The following is a 17,803-nucleotide window of genomic DNA, read 5'->3' as shown; positions in this document are numbered from 1 at the left end:
CAGCTTTCTAGCCTCTATACTACGGGCGCTCCCGCGTGTCCCCATGGCCGACGTACTGCTGGCCGAACTGGTGCTGGATGTTCGGAAACTCAAAACGCGGACGAGGCACCACCGTGTCCTCCTCCGGATTCTCCTCCGGCAGCACGCCGCCGGGGGTGAAGAGGATTTCCTGCACCGCCGATTCCGCCCCGTCGGCCGGCGCGCCCGAGCCGGGCGGGGGCGCTGCGGCCTCCGGCGGCGGTGGGGGCGGCGGCGGCGCAACAGGCGGCGGCACGGGCGGCGGCGCCTCGAAAATCATCGCGGGCACCGCTTGCGCAAGCTCCATCTGCTTCCGGTACATCTCGACAAGCTGGGCGGCGAAACGGACGGTCTGCTCGTGCAGCATGTGGTGCCGCCGCATCTCATTTTCGTTTTCCCCACGCAGCCGCTGGGCCAGCGTGTCGGCCTCGTGCCGGGCCTGCCGCAAAATCGCGTCGGCCTGGCTCTGGGCCTCCGTCACCGACTCCTCCGCCATCTTCTGGGCCGAGAGCAGCGTCTTGCGCATAGACTCGTCCACACTGCGGTACTCCTCCACTGTGTTGACCAGCACCTTGAGCTTGCTCTTCAGCACGGCATTTTCTTTGTATAGGGCCGTATAATCCTCCGTGACCTGCTCTAGAAAATCGTCGACAGCCGCCATGTCGTACCCCCCGAACACGGCTTTTTCGAATTTTTTGTCCTGAACCTCCTGCGGTGTCAGCACGCGCGCCGCCCCCTTTCACCATGTTGGGTGTCTAGCGCACACATACCCGCATACGATCCCCGCACTGTGACGGGACGCCGCATGCGGGTGTGTCGCCGCGATCTCTCTCGTGCGCCGGCACTCATTGCGTTTAGTATTTTGTTGCCGCGAAGCGGCAACAAAATACAAGAATTTGGGTTGTGGGTTGCAGGTGCAACCCACGTTAGAAATATAACCCGTTGTTTTCCAACTCGTCGATCAGGTCTCCCAAGATGTCCACGTTGTTCGGCGTGATGATGTACGTGCTGTTCGCCACCCGCTTGATCTTTCCGTCTCTCGCGTAGGCGACGCCGGAGAGAAAGTCCACCAGGCGGCGGGCGATCTCTTTGTTGGCCGACTCCAAATTCAGCACCACCGTGCGCGTCTCGCGCAGGTGGTCGGCGATCTCAGGCGCGTTATCGAAGCGCTCCGGCTTCACAAGCACCACCTGAAGCTGCGTCGTCGTGGGAATGGTGACCACTTTGGTGTCCCGGTGCGCGGATTCGGACGCCGAGGTCGTGTGTCCGCTCCGGTTGGGGATAAAGTCGTCAAAATCCTCTTCCTCCTCCGAATACGGATGCGCCAGGCGCTTGAGTTCATCCAGCAAGCCCATAATTTTCCTCCTCCGTTAAGAAAGATATGATGTGATGTGAGCCGGGGCGCCCCAACGGACCGGAAAGCCCCGCCGAACCCTCAGGTGCGCGGCCCGAACAGCGCGGAACCTACTCTCACCATCGTAGCGCCGGCGCGGACGGCTTCCTCAAAGTCGTCGCTCATACCCATAGACAAAATGTCCATACCGATATTATCTATGTTTTTTCGCCCAATGTCAATATATAGTTGTCTCATCACCACAAAATATTGTGTACCCCCTATCGCCGCGCGCGGCGGCGGGATGCACATGAGACCCCGGATCTGTATGTGCCGCAAAGAAGACAGGCTCTCGAGGCTTGTCCAAAGCGCTTCCGGCGTCCAGCCGGATTTTGTCGCCTCTCCCCCGACGTTCACTTCCAGCAAAACCGCCTGCCGGCGCCCCGTCTTCTCCGCCTGGGCGTCGACGGCCTCCGCCAGCGCGGGGGAATCCACCGACTGGAGCAGCGCCACGCGCCCAACGAGCTTTGCCACCTTATTGCGCTGCAGGCGCCCGATGAAATGCAGCGGCGCGCCCGCGTAGGCGCCCTGGGCGTCCTTGGCGAGCATCTCTTGCACGCGGTTTTCGCCCACGGCGTCCACCCCGGCCGCTACGGCGGCCCGTACAGCCCCGGCGTCCGCCGTCTTCGCGGCGGCCACCAACAGCGCCCCGGGCCGGCCGGCCTCCCGCGCGGCTTGTTCCATCCGACGCCGAATCGCGGCAACACGTTCGGCGATGTCCGCCGCATCACCCATCTGAATCCCTCTTTCTCTCTCAATTTCCCTCATGGCCGCCGACATGCCGGACACTCTCACGACAGCACTTTGCCGTCAAACAGATCTTTGGCTCGGACGATGATCTCGTCTCCCGGCAGCAGGGCGCCGCTTTTCTCCGGCGTATAGGCGACGAGGTAATAGTTGCCCCGCTCAAGCAGGATCTCGATCGGCTTAAACTGCGCCTGGTTCAGCACCTGGCAGTACACCCCCGGCCCCTTCTCCGTGTCCATGCGGGTGGACTCACGGGGGATGCGGATCCCCGTGTGAGTCTCCCGCAAGATGCGCACGCTCTGGAGGCGCAGGCCCGCGAAATAGCGCATGTCCCGGTCGCTCTCCAATACGAGCAGACATGTGCCGTCCGCCGCCGGTTCCACCCGTTTGACGCGCGCCTGCGCCTGGTACTCGTCCGGGCCGACGCGCATCTCGACCCACGCGCCCGGTGTAAGGCCCTGGGATTCCGCCTCCGGGACGACGGCCGCATACTGCCACGTGAACCCGGAGATCAGCTTTCCCAGGTGGGCCTCCGCGCCCGCCGGCGGCGGGCGCCGGAGAAACGCGGCCAGGTCTTCGGCCGTCATCCCGCTGAGCGCCGCCGGCGTGAGGACGGACTCGTACCCGTCCACGATCCGGCTGAAAGTGCCCGGGTTGTCCGCCGCCACGGGGGTGACGTCCCAGCCGGCCGTCTGCCGCTTTGTCTGATACTCCGCCTCCAGACGCTCGATCAACACGTCCAGATCCTCGCCGCCGCCAAAGGTATAATCCCGTTTGTACAGCAGGGAGCGCATCTCCATATCCTGCCCGCGCAGATCCCGCAGATCGCCCCTATCGACGGCGTCGATGACGGCCAGCACGCTGTCCCGGATCATCTCGTCCAGCGCCGCCGGGTTTGTGATGTCGACCGCACGCCGGCGGATGTAGGAGAGCTGCTCGATGCGCTCAGAGAGCCGCCGCAGCTCTTCAAACGCACCCTGGGCCGAGGGGTCTCGGTAAACCACGGCCAACGTCTCCCCCCGCGCTACCCGCGCACCCTCCGCCACCCGCGTCTCGACGATCCCGTCCGTCAGCGGCAGCGTGCGCTCATCGCGCACGAAGACGCCGTTTGTCTCCAACGTCTCCTCCACCGTGTACAGCACGGCGTTTACCGTACCCACCGGGTCGTTGAAAGCATCGGTGATGTGGTAGCCCATGAAGGCCACCACAAAAACAAAGAGCAGCAGAAACACAAAGCGCGTGACCCAGATCCCCTGCTTTTTCATGGCGCGCTCATCCGACCGGTCGGGCGGGCGTTTCCTGCGGGGCGGGGGACTCGACAGGCAGCGGCACGGGGCGGAGGGGAATGATCGTGGAGATGGCGTGTTTGTAAATGAGCTGCTGCCGGCCGTCGGCCTCCATCACCACCGTGAAGTTGTCAAAGGCGCGCACCACGCCCTTGATTTGAAATCCGTTGACTAGAAAGACTGTGACATTCTGGTGATCCCGGCGAAACTGGTTGAGGAACAGATCTTGATAATTTGTCGTTCTTTGCATACATGAACTCCTTCCCAACGTCAAACGACGGCGCGGGCCTGGCCCCTTTCGGGCGTCCCGCCGCCGGAATGGCCAACCGACGGCCCCGCCGACCGGCCATTGTCCCCATCATACCTCAGGACAAAATAGATTTCTCCACGATTTCAGTCGAGGCCGCCAGGAGATTTCCCACGCCGGCATCCAACCACTCCGCATCCCACTGGTGGGCAAACCAAGTGATCTGCCGTTTGGCGTAGCGCCGGGTGGCTTGTTTGATCCGCGCGACGGCCTCCGTCAGCGTGGCCTGTCCATCCAATACTTCGCTCAGCTCCCGATACCCGATGGCGTTCATCGCGGGGACGTCCGTCGGCACGCCCGCATCCCGCAGCCGGCGCACCTCCTCCAAAAAACCAAGGGACATCATCTCGTCCACGCGCGCGTCGATGCGCCCATACAGCCGGGTCCGGTCGCGCCGCAGACCGATCGTCAGCGTCTCAAAACGCCGCGGACGCCGAACGCTCCGACGCAAATGCTCCGCCATCGTGACACCGGTCTCGGTGAAGACCTCCAGGGCTCTGACGACCCGCACATGGTCCCGCTGGTGGAGCCGCCCGGCCGTCTCTCCATCGACCGCCCGCAACGCCTCCAAGAGCCGCTCCTCTCCGTACATCTCAAGATAGGCCTGCCAGTAGATCCGCGCGGCGCCGCCGGAACCCGAGGCGCCGCCGTCGCCCGCATCGCCGTACATACCGGTCACGAGCGCGCGCAGGTAGAGCCCCGTACCGCCCGTCACAATGGGCAGCCGCCCCCGCGCCAACACCCGTTCGACCGCCTGAGTCGCCTCGGCGGCGTAGCGGGCAGCGGAGTAGTCCTCCCGGGGGTCGGCCACATCGATCATGTGGTGCGGGACGTCTCGTCTCTCCTCCATCGTGGGTTTGGCCGTACCGACGTCCATGCCCCGGTAGATCTGCCGGGAATCACACGAGATCACCTCACCGTCAAACGCCCGGGCGAGTTCACAGGAGAGCGCCGTCTTCCCGACGGCGGTGGGTCCCACCAGACAAATCAGCAGCTGCCGCCGCATTGACTCTTTCATTGCCGTTTGAACTGCCGCATCATATCGGCGCGACTGATCGAGATCGCCACCGGGCGGCCGTGCGGACAGTGGCGCAGCGCGGGGTCCTCCGCAACGCGGACCGCCAGCGCCTCCGCCTCCCCGGGGTGGGAACGCCGCCCCAATTTGACGGCCGACCGGCAAGCCACCATGTGCAGGATATCGTCGAAGAGGCGGGGCGCCGGGTCCCGGCGGCCTTCCCGCAGCCGCTCGGACACCTCGTCGAGCAGCGCGGGCAGCGCCGCGGCGTCCACATCGGCCGGCGCCTCGCGGACCAGCAGCGCGCCGTCGCCAAAGTCCTCCAGCAAAAAGCCCATCTCGGAGAGCATCTCCGCGTGTTCCAGCAGCGCCGCCGCCGCCGCGGGCGGGGGCGTCAGGACCAGCGGCGTCAGCAGTACCTGGGCCATCTGCACCGTCTCTTTCTCCTTCAGCCGATTGAAGACAATGCGCTCGTGCGCAGCGTGTTTGTCGATCAGAAGAATCCCGCCGGCCTCTTCCACGATGAGGATCCCGTCCAGCACCTCGCCCACAAAACGCCAGGATAGGGGCGGCGCCGCGGCCTCCTGGGCTGCCACCGGGCGGCGCTCCTCGGGCGGCGCGGCCGCGTACCCGCCGACGTGCGGCCGGTTGAGCGGCAGCGCGGCAGCGCCCGGCAGCTCCGCGGCAGGGGATGCGTAAGAGGCCCGCGCCGACTGCTGGACCGGGCCGGCCGCCAGCACCGGAGGCGGCGCGGCCGGGGTGTCCGCCTGCGCGCGGTACTGCTCCGCCGTCATGGTACGAAAGGCGTCCGGCCGGGGCCGGGCCTCGGCGTGAAACGCCGCGCGGGGTGCCCGCGCCGCGGGCGGGGGCGTCTCCCACATGGGCCTATCGAGCGCCGACAGCGCGCCGCGCACGGCGTAAAACACCGCGTCGAACACCGTCCGCTCTGAGGAGAACTTGATCTCGCTCTTGGCGGGGTGGACGTTGACATCATAGGCGGAGGGCGGCAAGTCCAGATGCAGCACACAGGCCGGGTACCGCCCGACCATGACGGCATGGCGGCCCGCTTCCTCCAACGCCGCCGTCACCGTGTGGGAACGCACCGGCCGGCCGGCCACCAAGATGTGCTGCGCCTGACGGCTGCCCGGCGCCTTCTCGGGACGGCTGACATACCCCCACACGCGGACCCCGCCCTGTTCGCAGGATGGCACCTCGCACAGCCCCTCCGCAAACGCCCGTCCGAACACGCTGTAGAGGCAGGAACGCAGGTTTCCGTCGCCCGGAGTGTGCAGCGCCTGGCGGCCGTCACGCACATATTGAAAGGAGATCTCCGGGTGGGAGAGCGCAGCTCGCTGCACCACCGCCTGTACGTGAGCCGACTCCGTCGTGTCCTTTTTGAGAAACTTCTGCCGGGCCGGCGTGTTGTAAAAGAGGTCACGCACCACGAGGGTCGTCCCTTCGGGGCAGCCGGTCTCCCGGCTGCCGGTCACCGCGCCGGCCTCCAGTGTGAGCGCCGTGCCGAGCGCGCGGGCACGGGCGCGCGTGATGAGCTGCACGCGGCTCACGGCGGCGATGGCAGCCAGCGCCTCGCCGCGAAACCCCAGCGTGTGCACCGCCGTCAAGTCCTCCGCCGAGCGGATCTTACTCGTGGCGTGGCGCAGAAACGCCGCCTGTGCGTCCTCCGGTTCCATGCCTTCCCCGTTGTCGGTCACCCGCAGCAACCGCACGCCGCCGCCGGCCGACTCGACCGTCACGGCCGTAGCGCCTGCGTCGATGGCGTTTTCGATGAGCTCCTTGACCGCCGCCGCCGGCCGTTCAACCACCTCGCCGGCGGCGATGAGGTCGGCCACATGGGGATCCAGGGTGTGGATCTTCGACATGGGAGACTCTCCTTAATCGCTGTCTTACCTAGTACCATATCACAGATCCCGCCGCCGTTCAAGGCCATTTACGACATGCACGGCAATCGGCTGACATTTTTGTATGATTTTGCGGGACAGATACAAAGGCACAGGGCGGACACAAAAGGGACGGCCCCCTCTTGTGCCTTGGTGGTTCTTCCGAAAAAATACCCGATTCTCCCAAAAAACTACCCACCCATCACCCGAGGTCTTCTTGACGGGACCCCGGGTGCGGTGATACAATGACGGTGATAAACTTCGGCGAAACACCGGCAGCCGGAAAGGGGGGACGCGCCGTGAAATATAGGCGATGGGTGCTCGCGCTCTGCGTGCTGCTGACCGCAGCGGCCGTCTTCTCGCTCGCGTACCTCGCGGAGGGCGCGGACCACACCTGCGCCGGCGAAGGCTGTCACGTCTGCCGCCATCTGACGGCGGCCCGCAGCTTGCTCGCGCAACTCGGATGCGCCCTGTTGGCGTCGGCGGGCCTGGCTGCGGTCACGTCGGCTGCGGGCGCGCGCCGCCGCCTCGCCGCCGCCGGCTCTCCGCGGTCGTCCCTAGTGTGTTTGGAGGTCAGACGGAACAACTGAATGGATAGCGGACAGAGACGCGCAAAGCCCGTCGGGCGCGCGTCTTCTGTCCTTTTATGTCGTCTTGTTTTACAAAATTTTCCATTCAGGAGTGACGATTTATGAAGCGTTGTATGCCGCTGTTTTTCTGCCTCTGCCTGCTGGCGGGCTGCGCATCCACCTCCGCGTCGGTCGGCGTCCGCAACGGCGCGGGGACACAGAGCATCTCCGTCTCCGACCCTGCCTTCGTCTCGCCCGACCCGGCGCCGTCCCCCGGCGCGGTCTCGGAGGCCGATCCAAACGCACCTCTGACGCCCACCGCCCCCTCCGCCCTCCACGCTGTAGCCCTCCCGACGCCGGTGGGCGACGTCGTTGAGATCAGAGAGAAACTTTTCATCGCCCAGACGAACGACATCTACCTAAACGCCGAGGATTATCTTGGCAAAACGCTCCGCTATGAGGGGTTTTTCGACGAGTATGCCGACGAGTTCACCGGCAACGTCTACCGTCTCGTGCTCCGCAACGGCCCCGGCTGCTGCGGATATGACCAGAGCGCCGGCTTCGAGGTCATCTGGGATCAAGACTATCCGACCCTCAACGACTGGGTGGCGGTCACCGGCGTACTGGAGACCTACGACGAAGACGGCGCGTCGTATCTGCGCGTGCGTCTGACCGACCTCGAAGTCCTCGACGTCCGCGGCGCCGAGTACGTGGAGAATTGACAGCGCGCGGAATTTGCGATACAATAACGACGGTCGCCCTCGGCGCGCGGTGCGCACGCCAACGGGCACGCCAATACCGGCAGAGCCGGAAGCGAGGTCGTCGGAATTGGAAAGCAGAAATCGGTATCGGGGCCGCAGCCGTCGCCGCAAAGGCGTGACGGCACTGGTGGTGATTTCGGCCGCGCTGGCGTTGGCGCTGGTTGCCGGCCTTTTGGTATTGCCCAATTATCTTGTGTATACGCCGGATGGCCGCGTGTATTTTGACATCCCTTTTTTAAATCGGTGGCGCACGGAACCGCTCCCCACGCCCTCCGGCGCAGACCTGCCCGCCTGGGCGGCGTCCGTACCCCCGCCCGACACCCCGACACCGACGCCGGCGCCCACGCCGACACCCGGCGTCGAGCGGTCTTTTCACGCCCTGTACGCGCCGATCGCGCTGCTGCAGACGGAGGACGGCCTCGACACACTCCGCGCGCAGGCGGCGGCCGGCGGTCCGATCGACGCGCTGGTGCTGGAACTCAAGGCCGAGAGCGGCCTGTTGGCGTTTCGCTCGTCGATGCCGTTTGCAATCCAAGCCCAAGTGAGCGCCGAGACGGACACCGCCGCCGCGCATATCCGCGCGCTGCGGCGCGACGGGATCTACGTGGTGGCCGCTCTGTCCCTGTTCAAAGACGCCGCGGTACCGCAGCAGGAACAGTCCGTGGGCATCAAGCATGTCTCCGGGGTCAACTGGCTCGACAACACCCGTTCGCGCTGGCTGGACCCGTACAAGGAGCCGGCCCGGACCTATCTGCTGGGACTGATCACGGAGGTGGCCGGGCTGGGCGTGGACGAGATCTTGCTGGATCGCTTCACCTTTCCTGCGCGGGGGTCCCTCAGCGCCATCAGCTACGGGGTCTATGAAGACACTCCGCGCAGCGACGCGCTGGAGAGCTTCGCGCGGGAGGCGGCAGATCGACTGGCCTCCTCGCATGTGGCGTTGTCTGTCATGTTGGAAGAAAAGACGGCGCAGACGGGGGAAGATCCCCTCGGCGGCCAGCGGCTGACGGCGCTGGCGGCGGTCTTTGATCGGATATACGCGGCGGCGCCGCTGACCGACACGGGCGCGTCGTTCGCCCCCATTCTGGCGGCCGTATCCGCCGTGACGCCCGCGGACCGGCTCTCGGTCAAGCTGGTGCCAGTGCTGACGGTCCCGGAGGACCTGCCGCCGGAGACGCTGCAGATCTCCCTGGACGCCGCCGGCGGCCGGGAGGGCCTCGGCTGGCTGCTCGTGAACGCGCAGGGTATGTATACCGTTCCCTGACGGGGGAATCGATTTGACGTGAGGAAGGATCTCCATGGCCTTCGACGCGGGACAATTTGACATCGCTGTGATCGGCGCCGGTCATGCCGGAATTGAGGCGGCATTGGCCGGCGCCCGTTTGGGTTTGCGGGTCGTGCTGTTTGCCATGCATCTCGACGCGGTGGCCAATCTTCCCTGCAATCCGGCCATCGGCGGCACAGCCAAGGGCCACCTGGTGCGGGAGATCGACGCGCTGGGTGGCGAGATGGGCCGAGCGGCCGATGCGTGTTGCATCCAATACCGACTGCTCAACCGGGGCAAGGGCCCCGCGGTGCACAGCCTGCGCGCGCAGGCCGACCGGCGCCGGTACGGCGCGCACATGAAGGTCCTTTTGGAGCGCACTCCAAACCTCTGCCTCAAGCAGGCCGAGATCGTCGACCTGGGGCCCGCCGGCGGGCCCGTCGCCTGGGTGGAGACGGCGCTGGGCGCGCGGTATGCGGTGCGCGCGGCCGTCGTCGCGGCGGGCACCTACTTAAACTCTCGCGTGATCACCGGCGCCTCGGTGCGAGCGAGCGGCCCGGACGGATTGATGCCATCCACCCGCCTCTCCGACGTGCTGCGGGCGTTTGAGCTCCCGCTCCAACGCTTCAAGACCGGTACGCCGCCCCGCGTCAACGCGCGCAGTGTGGATTTCTCCGAGATGGAACTTCAGCCGGGTGACGACGACGCCCCCCCCTTCTCTTTTGAGACGGCGAAAAGACCGCGCAACCGGGCGGTCTGCCACCTCACGTGGACGACACCCGAGACGCACGCCATCATTCGTGAAAACCTCCACCTGAGTCCGCTTTATGCCGGCGTCATCCAGGGCGTCGGGGCGCGCTATTGCCCCTCCATCGAGGACAAGGTAGTGCGTTTTGCAGACAAACGCCGCCACCCGCTGTTTGTCGAGCCGACGGGGCTCGACACCGAGGAACTGTATCTGCAGGGGCTGTCCTCGTCGCTGCCGGAGGAGGTTCAGCTCAAGGTGCTGCACTCCATCCCGGGGTTGCGGCGCGCCGAGATGACGCGGCCCGCCTACGCCATCGAGTACGACTGCCTCGATCCGCTCTGCCTGACCCCCGCGCTGGAGGCGCGCGCCGCGCCGGGCCTCTATTGCGCCGGGCAGATCTGCGGCACCTCCGGTTACGAAGAGGCGGCGGCGCAGGGCCTTGTCGCCGGGATCAACGCCGCTCGGGCACTGCGGGGAGAGACGCCGCTGCACCTGGACCGCGCCTCGTCCTACATCGGTACACTGGTCGACGATCTGGTGACGCGCGGCACCGACGAGCCCTACCGCATGATGACCTCCCGGTCGGAGTACCGTCTGTTGCTGCGGCAGGACAACGCCGACGCCCGCCTGACGCCGATCGGGCGCCGCATCGGCCTTATCTCGGAGGAGCGTCACCGCTGTACGACGGAAAAATACGCGCAGGTTTCGCGCGAGATCGCGCGGCTCTCCGCCGCCGTGGTCCCGCCCTCCGAGGCCTTCGCCGTTTTTTTGCGCGCGCACGGCAGCGCCGTGCCGGTCGCCGGCGCACGCCTGTCCGACCTTGTGCGGCGCCCCGAGTTATCCTACGAGGCGCTCGCCCCCTTCGACCCGGCTCGGCCGCCGCTGCCCTTTGCGGTGCGCGAGCAGGTGGAGATCGCGCTGCGCTACGAGGGCTATCTCAAACGCCAAGAAGCCCAAGTGGCGCGGTTTCAGCGGGAGGAGACCCGCCGCCTGCCTGCGGACATCGACTATGCCTCAATCCGTGGTCTCCGGCTGGAAGCCCGGCAGAAACTGGACCGCGTGCGTCCGGCGTCGCTGGGCCAGGCCGCGCGCATCCCGGGCGTCAGTCCCGCCGACATGACCGCGCTGATGATTCACCTGGGGCGCTCGTCATGACGGAGGCAATGAGAGCCTACCTGACGCGTCTGCTGGCGCAGAACCAAACGCTCAACCTGACGGCCGTCCGGGACGAGGAGACCGCCGCCGTCCGGCACATCCGCGACGCACTGGCGCTGCCGGCGCTGTATCCTCTGGCCGAGAAATCCGTCATCGACGTCGGCAGCGGCGGCGGCCTGCCGGGGATCCCGCTGAAGATTCAGGACCCCTCGATCCGGCTGACGCTGTTGGACGCCACCGCCAAGAAGGTGGATTTTCTGCGGCGGGTGTGTGCGGAATTGGGGCTTGCCGACGTGGTCTGCGTCGCCGCGCGGGCCGAGGAGCAGGCGCGCCGCCCCGGTTTTCGCGACACCTACGACGTGGCCGTAGCGCGGGGCGTGGCCTTTTTGCCGGTGCTCTGCGAGCTGTGTCTGCCCTTTGTAAAACCCGGCGGCGTGTTTCTCGCGATGAAGGGCGGCGACTGCGACGATGAGGCCGCCGCCGCCGCCGGGCGGATCGAGGCCTTGGGCGGCGGCGCGGCGGAGATTCACCGCTACGCGCTCACGCCGGAGATCACGCACACGCTCATCGTCATCCCCAAACGCCACCCCACGCCCCACGCCTACCCCCGCCGCTGGGCGAAGATGCTGGGGGAGAAATAGGGCGCGTCAAGCGGCGCGTATGCGTCGTCCCACAGAAAGGCTCGGACGCGCGCCGCGCCGGGCGGCGGCGCGGAGAACGGGTAGACACCGTCCGCCGTCACGGGTTTGATCTCGGTCGCGAGCAGCCTGCCGTCTGCGGCATACGCGGCGACGATCACATGGGCGGCCGCCTGGTCGGCGCCGCGACTGACGGTCACCGAAACGCCGGCGGCCGAAACCGCCGCGTCGTCGATCGACCAGACAGGTGCGGGAGCGGCGATGTTGAAGGCGTACAGCTCATAGATCGCCCACCACTGCGAGCCGGTGGTCCCTGTGTTGCAGATCTGCAAGTCGTCTGTGTACACTTGGTCAAAGCGGATCTCCTGCAGCCCCGGCTGCCCGGCGACGTTCGCGGCCACCGTCTTCCACGCGCCGCCGACCAGCGCCTTGATCTCGTACTGGCGCCCGTAGTCGTTCGAATCGCTTGAGATCCGGAGTGTGTTCACGGGATAGACGTCGTTCAGGTGCAGGTAGAAAACCTGCGAGCCGTCCTGCCGCGCGCCGGTCGACCATTTCGTCCGGTCGTCCGGCACATCGATGTCGTCGAGCACGAGCGCGGGCGGGTGCGAGGGGTGAAACGCACTCGCGTCGGCCGACCAGTTGTTCCTGGGGATCTGCGTGTTCTCCGCCCGGCAGCGGGCGCGCGCCGGCTCCGACTTGGGCGTGTTCTCACCGCCCGAGGCGACCGCGACGATCTCGTAGGTGTATATTTTGTTCGGGCGGACGTCCGTGTCCACGTAGCGCGTATCGGCCAGACCGCCCCGCACCAGCGCGCCGTCGCGGTAGACGTCGTAGTGATGCGCCGCGAAGAAGACCTCGGACGGCGCAAACCAATCCACGCGGATGAAACCGTTGTACCCGGCGGCGCTCACCTCGTGCGGGCTGCCCAGGTCGTCGCGTAGCGCCGCGTTGATGTCGTAGATCGACCACCAGTCGCCGCGGGCCGCCCCCGTCTGGTTGATTCTAATATACCGGGCCGTCGCGGCCTCGGCCAGGACGATGTCGATCGTGCCCGGCGCGCCGGTGCCAGCGGCCAGCGGCACGGACCAGTGCACGCCGTCATCGGACGACACGATCTCGTACGCCGTCGGGTAGTCCGTCGCATTGCCTTTCACGGTGATCGCGTTGAATTTGAACGAGAGCCCCATGTCCACCGTGAACCACATGCCGGGCGCCACGCCCGCACCGGCCGTCCAGCGCGACTCCGGATCGGCGTCGACGGCCAGCTGCGGCGCCGTCGTCGCGTGGCTGTGGGAGGCGTCGGCTCGCCAGCCCGCGCGCGGCAGGTCCACGGCGCCGGGGTCGGTCGACGCGGCCACGGCCGCCGACGGGGCGGACGCGTTGTCAAACGCGTCTATGGCCCTGACCGTGTAAATGTGCGCCGTGTCGTCGCCCGCGCCCAGTATGTCGACGTAACCCAGCCCCGACGCGTACCCGGCGAGCACGTCGTCGCGGTACACGCGGTAGCGCGACACGCCCGCGCTGCCGCGGGGCGCATCCCAGGTAAGCTGTATCTGCTGGTTGAGCCGTACCGCCGTGAGACCGGTCGGGGCGGACGGCAGCGGCATCTTGGGGGCCAGTTCGTCGGGGAGCCTGAAGCCGTAGGCCTCGTAGACGCTCCACCAATCGCCCGGAGCGTTGCCGGTCTGGACGACCTTGACAAAACGGGTCGTCCGCGTCGGGAAGATGATGTTCGTAAACATCGGCGAACCGGGCCCCGCGGCCACGGGACCGCTCCAATTGACGCCGTCGTCGGAGACGAAACACTCGTACGCCCGCGTATAGTCCAGTATGTCGCTGCCTACGTTGGACTGACGGCACACCAGCAGCAGCGCGTTGATCTCAAGCGGCTCGCTGAATTCGATGGCGAACCAGTCGCGGTTGGCGCCTACCTGCACCTCGCCCGATGTCCAGCGCGAAGCGCGGTTGCCGTCGACGATGTGGGCAAGGCCGTCGCTGGCGGGGTATTTGTCCCGGACGCCCGTCGCCGTCCAGCCCGCCTTCGAAAGCGGATGGCTCACAAGCGCGGTGTTGACGTTCGCTCCCACGAAGGCGAGCGTGCCCGACGTCACCTCCACTTTCACGCAGTGCAGGCCGTACGGCCGCGCTCCCGCGCTGAAGAACGCGGCGGTTTGGCCGCCGCCGTCCGTTAGCGTCACGGTCTCCGGCATGAGCGCGTCGTCAAACCAGACGTTGACGGAGGCGCCGCCGCTCTGGGCGGCGCGGAGCACGCACTCGTCCCCGTAATACCAGAAATCCAGCGACGCGCCCGCACCGGCGGTTTTCGCCGTCCCTGTATCCGTCCAGGCCCCGCTGTACGCGATCGACAGGTCGTCGTAGTTTGCGGGCGGCACGAGGAAGGTGAACACGTACGGTTCGACCAGCCCGTTGCCCGACAGGTCCAGCGCCGCGTCCGGCCCGATCGTCACCGTATACGTCACGCCACTCTGTAGCCGCGACGGGTCCAGCGTCACGGCCAGCTTGGCGCCCTCCACCGTGAAGCCCGACGGGATGACGTGCGTGCCGTCCGTGACCGTGACGCTCCCCGGGCCGGCCGCGACGGACTCGGAATAATACGCCGACACGCCGCCCGTCCATCGGCCGCCGTCCCCCGGAGACGTGCCGTTCACGACAGGCGCCTCCGCATCGAGGTAGCCCATGCCGCCGATGATCTCGATCTTGTCAAGACTGACGACGCCCGACTGGGACTCGATCAGGAGCATATTCGTCCCCGTCAGCATCGTAATCTCGTCGGTCTGCTCGGACCGCCAGAGGCCGTCGCCTCCGGTCGGCCCCAGCGCGTATGTGTACTTCTTGACCCCGTTGACGTACAGATCGCACGGCGCGGGCGCGCCGGTCCCATTGGCGTACGTCAGCTGAAGTCTGAACCGGACGCTTGTGGGCGCGTACACGGGGATCGTCGCGGACGAGCCGGCTCCGCGTAAAACGACATATCCCTCGCCGGTATACCCACCCGCGCTGTTCTCAATCACCGCGCCGCTCAGCAGGGTCGCCGTCTCTGCTTGGAAAATATTGTCATCTGTCGGTTCCAAACCGCCGCCGAGGTCAGCGGACGCGACGGGGTCCGGCCACCGCGCGCGTATCTTCTGGACGATCAGCTTGTCGACGCGGACACCGCTCGACCATTCCGTACCCCGCAGCGTGACCGTGTTGATCCCCGCGTCCAGCACCACATCGATCGAGTCGTAATTCCAGACGTCGGCGCGGCGCGTGTTCTGGAAATCATAGCGGCCGCAGGACTCCCCGTTCACGACGAGCTCGGTCTGCCGGTTGTACGGCTCGGTCGTGCCGTTGACGGAGCCGCTGAAGGCGTCGTTGCTGTAGCGGAAGATCAGCGAGTACCGGCCCGCCTCGAGCACCGTCAAGTGCCAGGAGGCGTACGAACCGCCGCCGCCGAGCATGACGTACTGGTTCGGCGCGTAGCTCACCGCCGAATCGACCTCGCGCGCTTCGCCGACCGACGCGCCGCTCTGAGAGGCGTAGGCCTCCGCCTGGACGACGGTGTAGTCGGGGTCGGGCGCGGAGTCCGCGGCCAGCGTGATTGCCGCCGATGCGCGGATGCTGTCCGACGCGTCGCCGACAAGGATTTCAAACTGCCCCGCCTCGGCCTTCATCGCGTGGGTATTCACGTCCCAGAAGCTCAGATCGTCCTTCGTGATCGCGAAGGTAAACGTCTGGCTGCCGTTTGCGCCGATCGCTTTTTTCTGGAAGTCCTTGAGTTCCTTCCACGGCCGCGGGACCGACGAAACCGGGTCGCGGACGTAGAGCTGCACGACCTGTTTGCCGGCGGTGTTGTTTGTGTTGGTCAGCGTGACGCCGACGGTGATCGTATCCTCCGGACCCATGGCATCGCCGCTCAATGTGAGGCCGGACCAGTCGTAGGTCGCATACGACAGGCCGTGGCCAAACGCGAACTGCGGCAGGATGTCGTTTTCCGGGTCGGCGTCGTGCAGGCGCAGGTCGTAATAGCGGTAACCTTCGAAAACGCCCTCGGTGTAGTTCGCCTCCACATTTTTGACCGTCTCCTGATTGCCGCCCGCCGGCACGTCCGGCACGTACCCCTGCGTGTCTTCGTAGCGCCGCGGCCATGTGAATGGGAGTTTGCCGGAGGGATTGACCAGGCCCGCCAAGATGTCGGCCGTCGCCGTCGCGCCGTTTTGCCCGGGGTAGAAGGTCGTGAGGACGGCGTTTACGCCGTCGACCCAGTCGGCGACCTCAAACACCGAGCCGTTTAGCACAACGACGGTCTTTGCGCCCGCGACTTCGGAAACGCCCCGGATCAGACGGAGCTGCGCCTCGGGGAAGTCGAGGTCGAGGCGGTCGTTGCCCTCGGTGTCGGGGGCGTTCCCCCACTGGTGCTCGGGCGCGCTCTTGTTGATGCCCGCGTAGATGACCACGTAATCGGCCTGCGCGGCGGCCTCCCTGGCCGCGTTGATGGACGCGACGAGGGAGCTCTCGCTCGCCTCGCTGTATGCCGGGCTGAGGAGCGTGGCGCCGCCCGGGATATAGTAGTTGTCGTAAAGATTGCGGATCGCGGCGCCGTTTTGCACCTGGACGGGCGGGGTCACGCCGCTACTGCCGCCGAGCCCGGGCTGCTCGAAGTTGTAGTCCACGTACTTGCCGACGAGCGCGATCGTCGGGCTGACCTTGGCAAACGGCAGCAGGCCGTCGTTTTTGAGCAGCACCTCGCCCTCTTTGGCGAGCTCGACCGACTCGTTCGCGTGGGAACCGACATTGTAGCTCTCGCCGGGGGCGCGGTCGGACGGCCGGTACCCGTCCGCGTTCGTCGTCGATTTTGTGTAATAGGCGAGACGCGCGACGCGCTGCGCGGCCGTGTCGACGACCTGCCCCGGCAGAAGGCCGGCGCGCACCGCGTCCAAAAGGCCGGCGTAGGCGCTGGCGCCGGGCATCGAGACGTCCAGCCCGGCCTTGGCCGAGATGACGTTCGAGCGGACGCCACACCAGTCCGTCATGATGATGCCTTCCAGGCCATAATCGTACTTCATCATATTTGTGAGTATATAACGGTTGTCCGACGTGAATGCGCCGTTTACGCGGTTCGCGCCGGTCATCAGACTCCACGCGCCGCCCTGCTCTATGGCCGCCTTGTACGGCTGCAGATAGATCTCATGGATGGCGCGTTCGCTCAGGTTCGACGTCGACCAGTTGCGGTTCGACTCCTGGTTGTTGGCGAACAGGTGTTTTACCGTCGCGGAGACTTCCTGCGACTGCATGCCGCCGACATAGGCAGCGCCGATCCGGCCCGTCAGCACGGGGTCCTCGCTGTAATACTCGAACGTCCGCCCGCCCGCGAGATCGCGTATGATGTTGACGCCCGGGCCCAGCATGATCTGCACATTCTTGGCCTTCGCCTCCGCGCCGATGATCCGGCCCACCTCGCGGGCATGATCCGGGTTCCACGTGGCCGAAACGATGAGCCCGGACTCAAACGACGTGCCCGCGCCGCCGGCATTGACGCCGTTCGGGCCGTCGGACATATTCATTTTACCCAGCCCGGTCACGGCCCGGGTCGCGCCCGCGCCGGTGTCGGCCGCGCCGCCGTACATGAGCGAGACGCGGTCCGCAAGTGAAATCGCCGAGAGCGTCCGGTTGATCTTCACCTCCGCGTCCTGATCGACGGACGCAAAAACAGTTTGCCGTGGCGCCGTCCCCAGTATCAACAGGGCAGCCATGAGCATCGCGGAGATCTTTTTACACACCACTTAATATCCACCTCATACTTCTCATCGTGAATTTTTCAGTTTTTCGCTATTAAGCACGGTCGGCATATCCTCTGCCGCAAGCTGCGGATACAGGCAAGAGCCGCAGGCCACCACCGTTTTCCCCTTGCCACGACCGTCGGTATACGTGCCGAGCAAAGTTTCCTGCGTCTTAAATCCAAGCGCCGCAAAAATGTGGCACGCCAAGTATTCGTTGACGC

At 66.1% G+C, this 17,803-nt stretch carries 13 protein-coding genes and 1 pseudogene; 5 read left to right on the top strand and 9 right to left on the bottom strand.

All coding sequences use genetic code 11. From position 1 onward, the window contains the following. Window positions 1-19: 19 nt before the first annotated feature. The 7 genes from LBK75_04990 to mutL all read right to left on the bottom strand — a co-directional run bounded on the left by LBK75_04990 (window position 20) and on the right by mutL (window position 6,646). Entirely contained in the window at window positions 20-742 is a 723-nt protein-coding gene (locus LBK75_04990; GenBank protein MDR1157648.1) for a DivIVA domain-containing protein, read from the bottom strand. Window positions 743-944: 202 nt separating this feature from the next. Continuing rightward, window positions 945-1,373 carry a cell division protein SepF gene (locus LBK75_04985; protein ID MDR1157647.1) on the bottom strand — a complete coding sequence of 143 codons (429 nt, stop codon included), beginning with the start codon at window positions 1,371-1,373 and terminating at the stop codon, window positions 945-947. Window positions 1,374-1,453: 80 nt separating this feature from the next. Further along, window positions 1,454-2,146: a YggS family pyridoxal phosphate-dependent enzyme gene (locus LBK75_04980; protein ID MDR1157646.1), complete on the bottom strand. Its 693-nt coding sequence runs from the start codon at window positions 2,144-2,146 to the stop codon at window positions 1,454-1,456. A gap of 56 nt (window positions 2,147-2,202) precedes the next feature. Continuing rightward, window positions 2,203-3,423, bottom strand: a complete 1,221-nt coding sequence (locus LBK75_04975) for a hypothetical protein (protein ID MDR1157645.1) — start codon at window positions 3,421-3,423, stop codon at window positions 2,203-2,205. 7 nt (window positions 3,424-3,430) lie between these two features. Beyond that, window positions 3,431-3,694, bottom strand: a complete 264-nt coding sequence (hfq, locus tag LBK75_04970) for an RNA chaperone Hfq (protein MDR1157644.1) — start codon at window positions 3,692-3,694, stop codon at window positions 3,431-3,433. A 115-nt stretch (window positions 3,695-3,809) separates the two neighbouring features. Next, entirely contained in the window at window positions 3,810-4,769 is a 960-nt protein-coding gene (gene miaA / locus LBK75_04965) for a tRNA (adenosine(37)-N6)-dimethylallyltransferase MiaA (GenBank protein MDR1157643.1), read from the bottom strand. After that, entirely contained in the window at window positions 4,766-6,646 is a 1,881-nt protein-coding gene (gene mutL, locus LBK75_04960; protein ID MDR1157642.1) for a DNA mismatch repair endonuclease MutL, read from the bottom strand. The genes miaA and mutL overlap by 4 nt, the downstream gene beginning before the upstream one ends. Window positions 6,647-6,963: 317 nt before the next feature. On the opposite strand from mutL, the gene LBK75_04955 reads away from it, so the two are divergent. The 5 genes from LBK75_04955 (at window position 6,964) to rsmG (ending at window position 11,802) form a co-directional block, all read left to right on the top strand. Beyond that, the gene (locus LBK75_04955) at window positions 6,964-7,254 is read left to right on the top strand and encodes a hypothetical protein (GenBank protein MDR1157641.1); all 291 of its coding nucleotides are present in this window, start codon (window positions 6,964-6,966) and stop codon (window positions 7,252-7,254) included. Between the two features lie 101 nt (window positions 7,255-7,355). Continuing rightward, window positions 7,356-7,955 carry a hypothetical protein gene (locus LBK75_04950; GenBank protein ID MDR1157640.1) on the top strand — a complete coding sequence of 200 codons (600 nt, stop codon included), beginning with the start codon at window positions 7,356-7,358 and terminating at the stop codon, window positions 7,953-7,955. Window positions 7,956-8,061: 106 nt separating this feature from the next. Further along, a complete protein-coding gene (locus LBK75_04945) occupies window positions 8,062-9,258 on the top strand; it encodes a putative glycoside hydrolase (GenBank protein ID MDR1157639.1) in 1,197 nt (398 codons plus the stop codon). 34 nt (window positions 9,259-9,292) lie between these two features. Then, on the top strand, window positions 9,293-11,161 hold the full coding sequence (gene mnmG / locus LBK75_04940) for a tRNA uridine-5-carboxymethylaminomethyl(34) synthesis enzyme MnmG (protein MDR1157638.1): 1,869 nt from the start codon (window positions 9,293-9,295) through the stop codon (window positions 11,159-11,161). Continuing rightward, window positions 11,158-11,802, top strand: a complete 645-nt coding sequence (gene rsmG / locus LBK75_04935) for a 16S rRNA (guanine(527)-N(7))-methyltransferase RsmG (protein ID MDR1157637.1) — start codon at window positions 11,158-11,160, stop codon at window positions 11,800-11,802. The genes mnmG and rsmG overlap by 4 nt, the downstream gene beginning before the upstream one ends. Here the strand turns inward: rsmG and LBK75_04930 are convergent. Together LBK75_04930 and LBK75_04925 are read right to left on the bottom strand one after the other, a co-directional pair. After that, window positions 11,763-17,585, bottom strand: a complete 5,823-nt coding sequence (locus tag LBK75_04930; protein MDR1157636.1) for a glycoside hydrolase family 3 C-terminal domain-containing protein — start codon at window positions 17,583-17,585, stop codon at window positions 11,763-11,765. The genes rsmG and LBK75_04930 overlap by 40 nt on opposite strands. Before the next feature lie 99 nt (window positions 17,586-17,684). After that, a pseudogene (locus tag LBK75_04925) lies at window positions 17,685-17,803 on the bottom strand (CtkA family protein).

It is taken from the genome of Oscillospiraceae bacterium, from assembly GCA_031265355.1.
Taxonomy (GTDB): domain Bacteria; phylum Bacillota; class Clostridia; order Oscillospirales; family UBA929; genus JAIRTA01.
The sequence above is the reverse complement of the archived record's forward strand: the minus strand, read 5'-3'. Positions and strand labels throughout refer to the sequence as shown.

Coding starts and splice junctions, on each gene's coding strand:
- LBK75_04985 (MDR1157647.1), bottom strand. CDS start 1,373: ATGGGCTTGCTGGATGAACTCAAGCGCCTGGCGCATCCGTATTCGGAG.
- LBK75_04980 (MDR1157646.1), bottom strand. CDS start 2,146: ATGGGTGATGCGGCGGACATCGCCGAACGTGTTGCCGCGATTCGGCGT.
- LBK75_04975 (MDR1157645.1), bottom strand. CDS start 3,423: ATGAAAAAGCAGGGGATCTGGGTCACGCGCTTTGTGTTTCTGCTGCTC.
- hfq (MDR1157644.1), bottom strand. CDS start 3,694: ATGCAAAGAACGACAAATTATCAAGATCTGTTCCTCAACCAGTTTCGC.
- miaA (MDR1157643.1), bottom strand. CDS start 4,769: ATGAAAGAGTCAATGCGGCGGCAGCTGCTGATTTGTCTGGTGGGACCC.
- mutL (MDR1157642.1), bottom strand. CDS start 6,646: ATGTCGAAGATCCACACCCTGGATCCCCATGTGGCCGACCTCATCGCC.
- LBK75_04950 (MDR1157640.1), top strand. CDS start 7,356: ATGAAGCGTTGTATGCCGCTGTTTTTCTGCCTCTGCCTGCTGGCGGGC.
- mnmG (MDR1157638.1), top strand. CDS start 9,293: ATGGCCTTCGACGCGGGACAATTTGACATCGCTGTGATCGGCGCCGGT.
- rsmG (MDR1157637.1), top strand. CDS start 11,158: ATGACGGAGGCAATGAGAGCCTACCTGACGCGTCTGCTGGCGCAGAAC.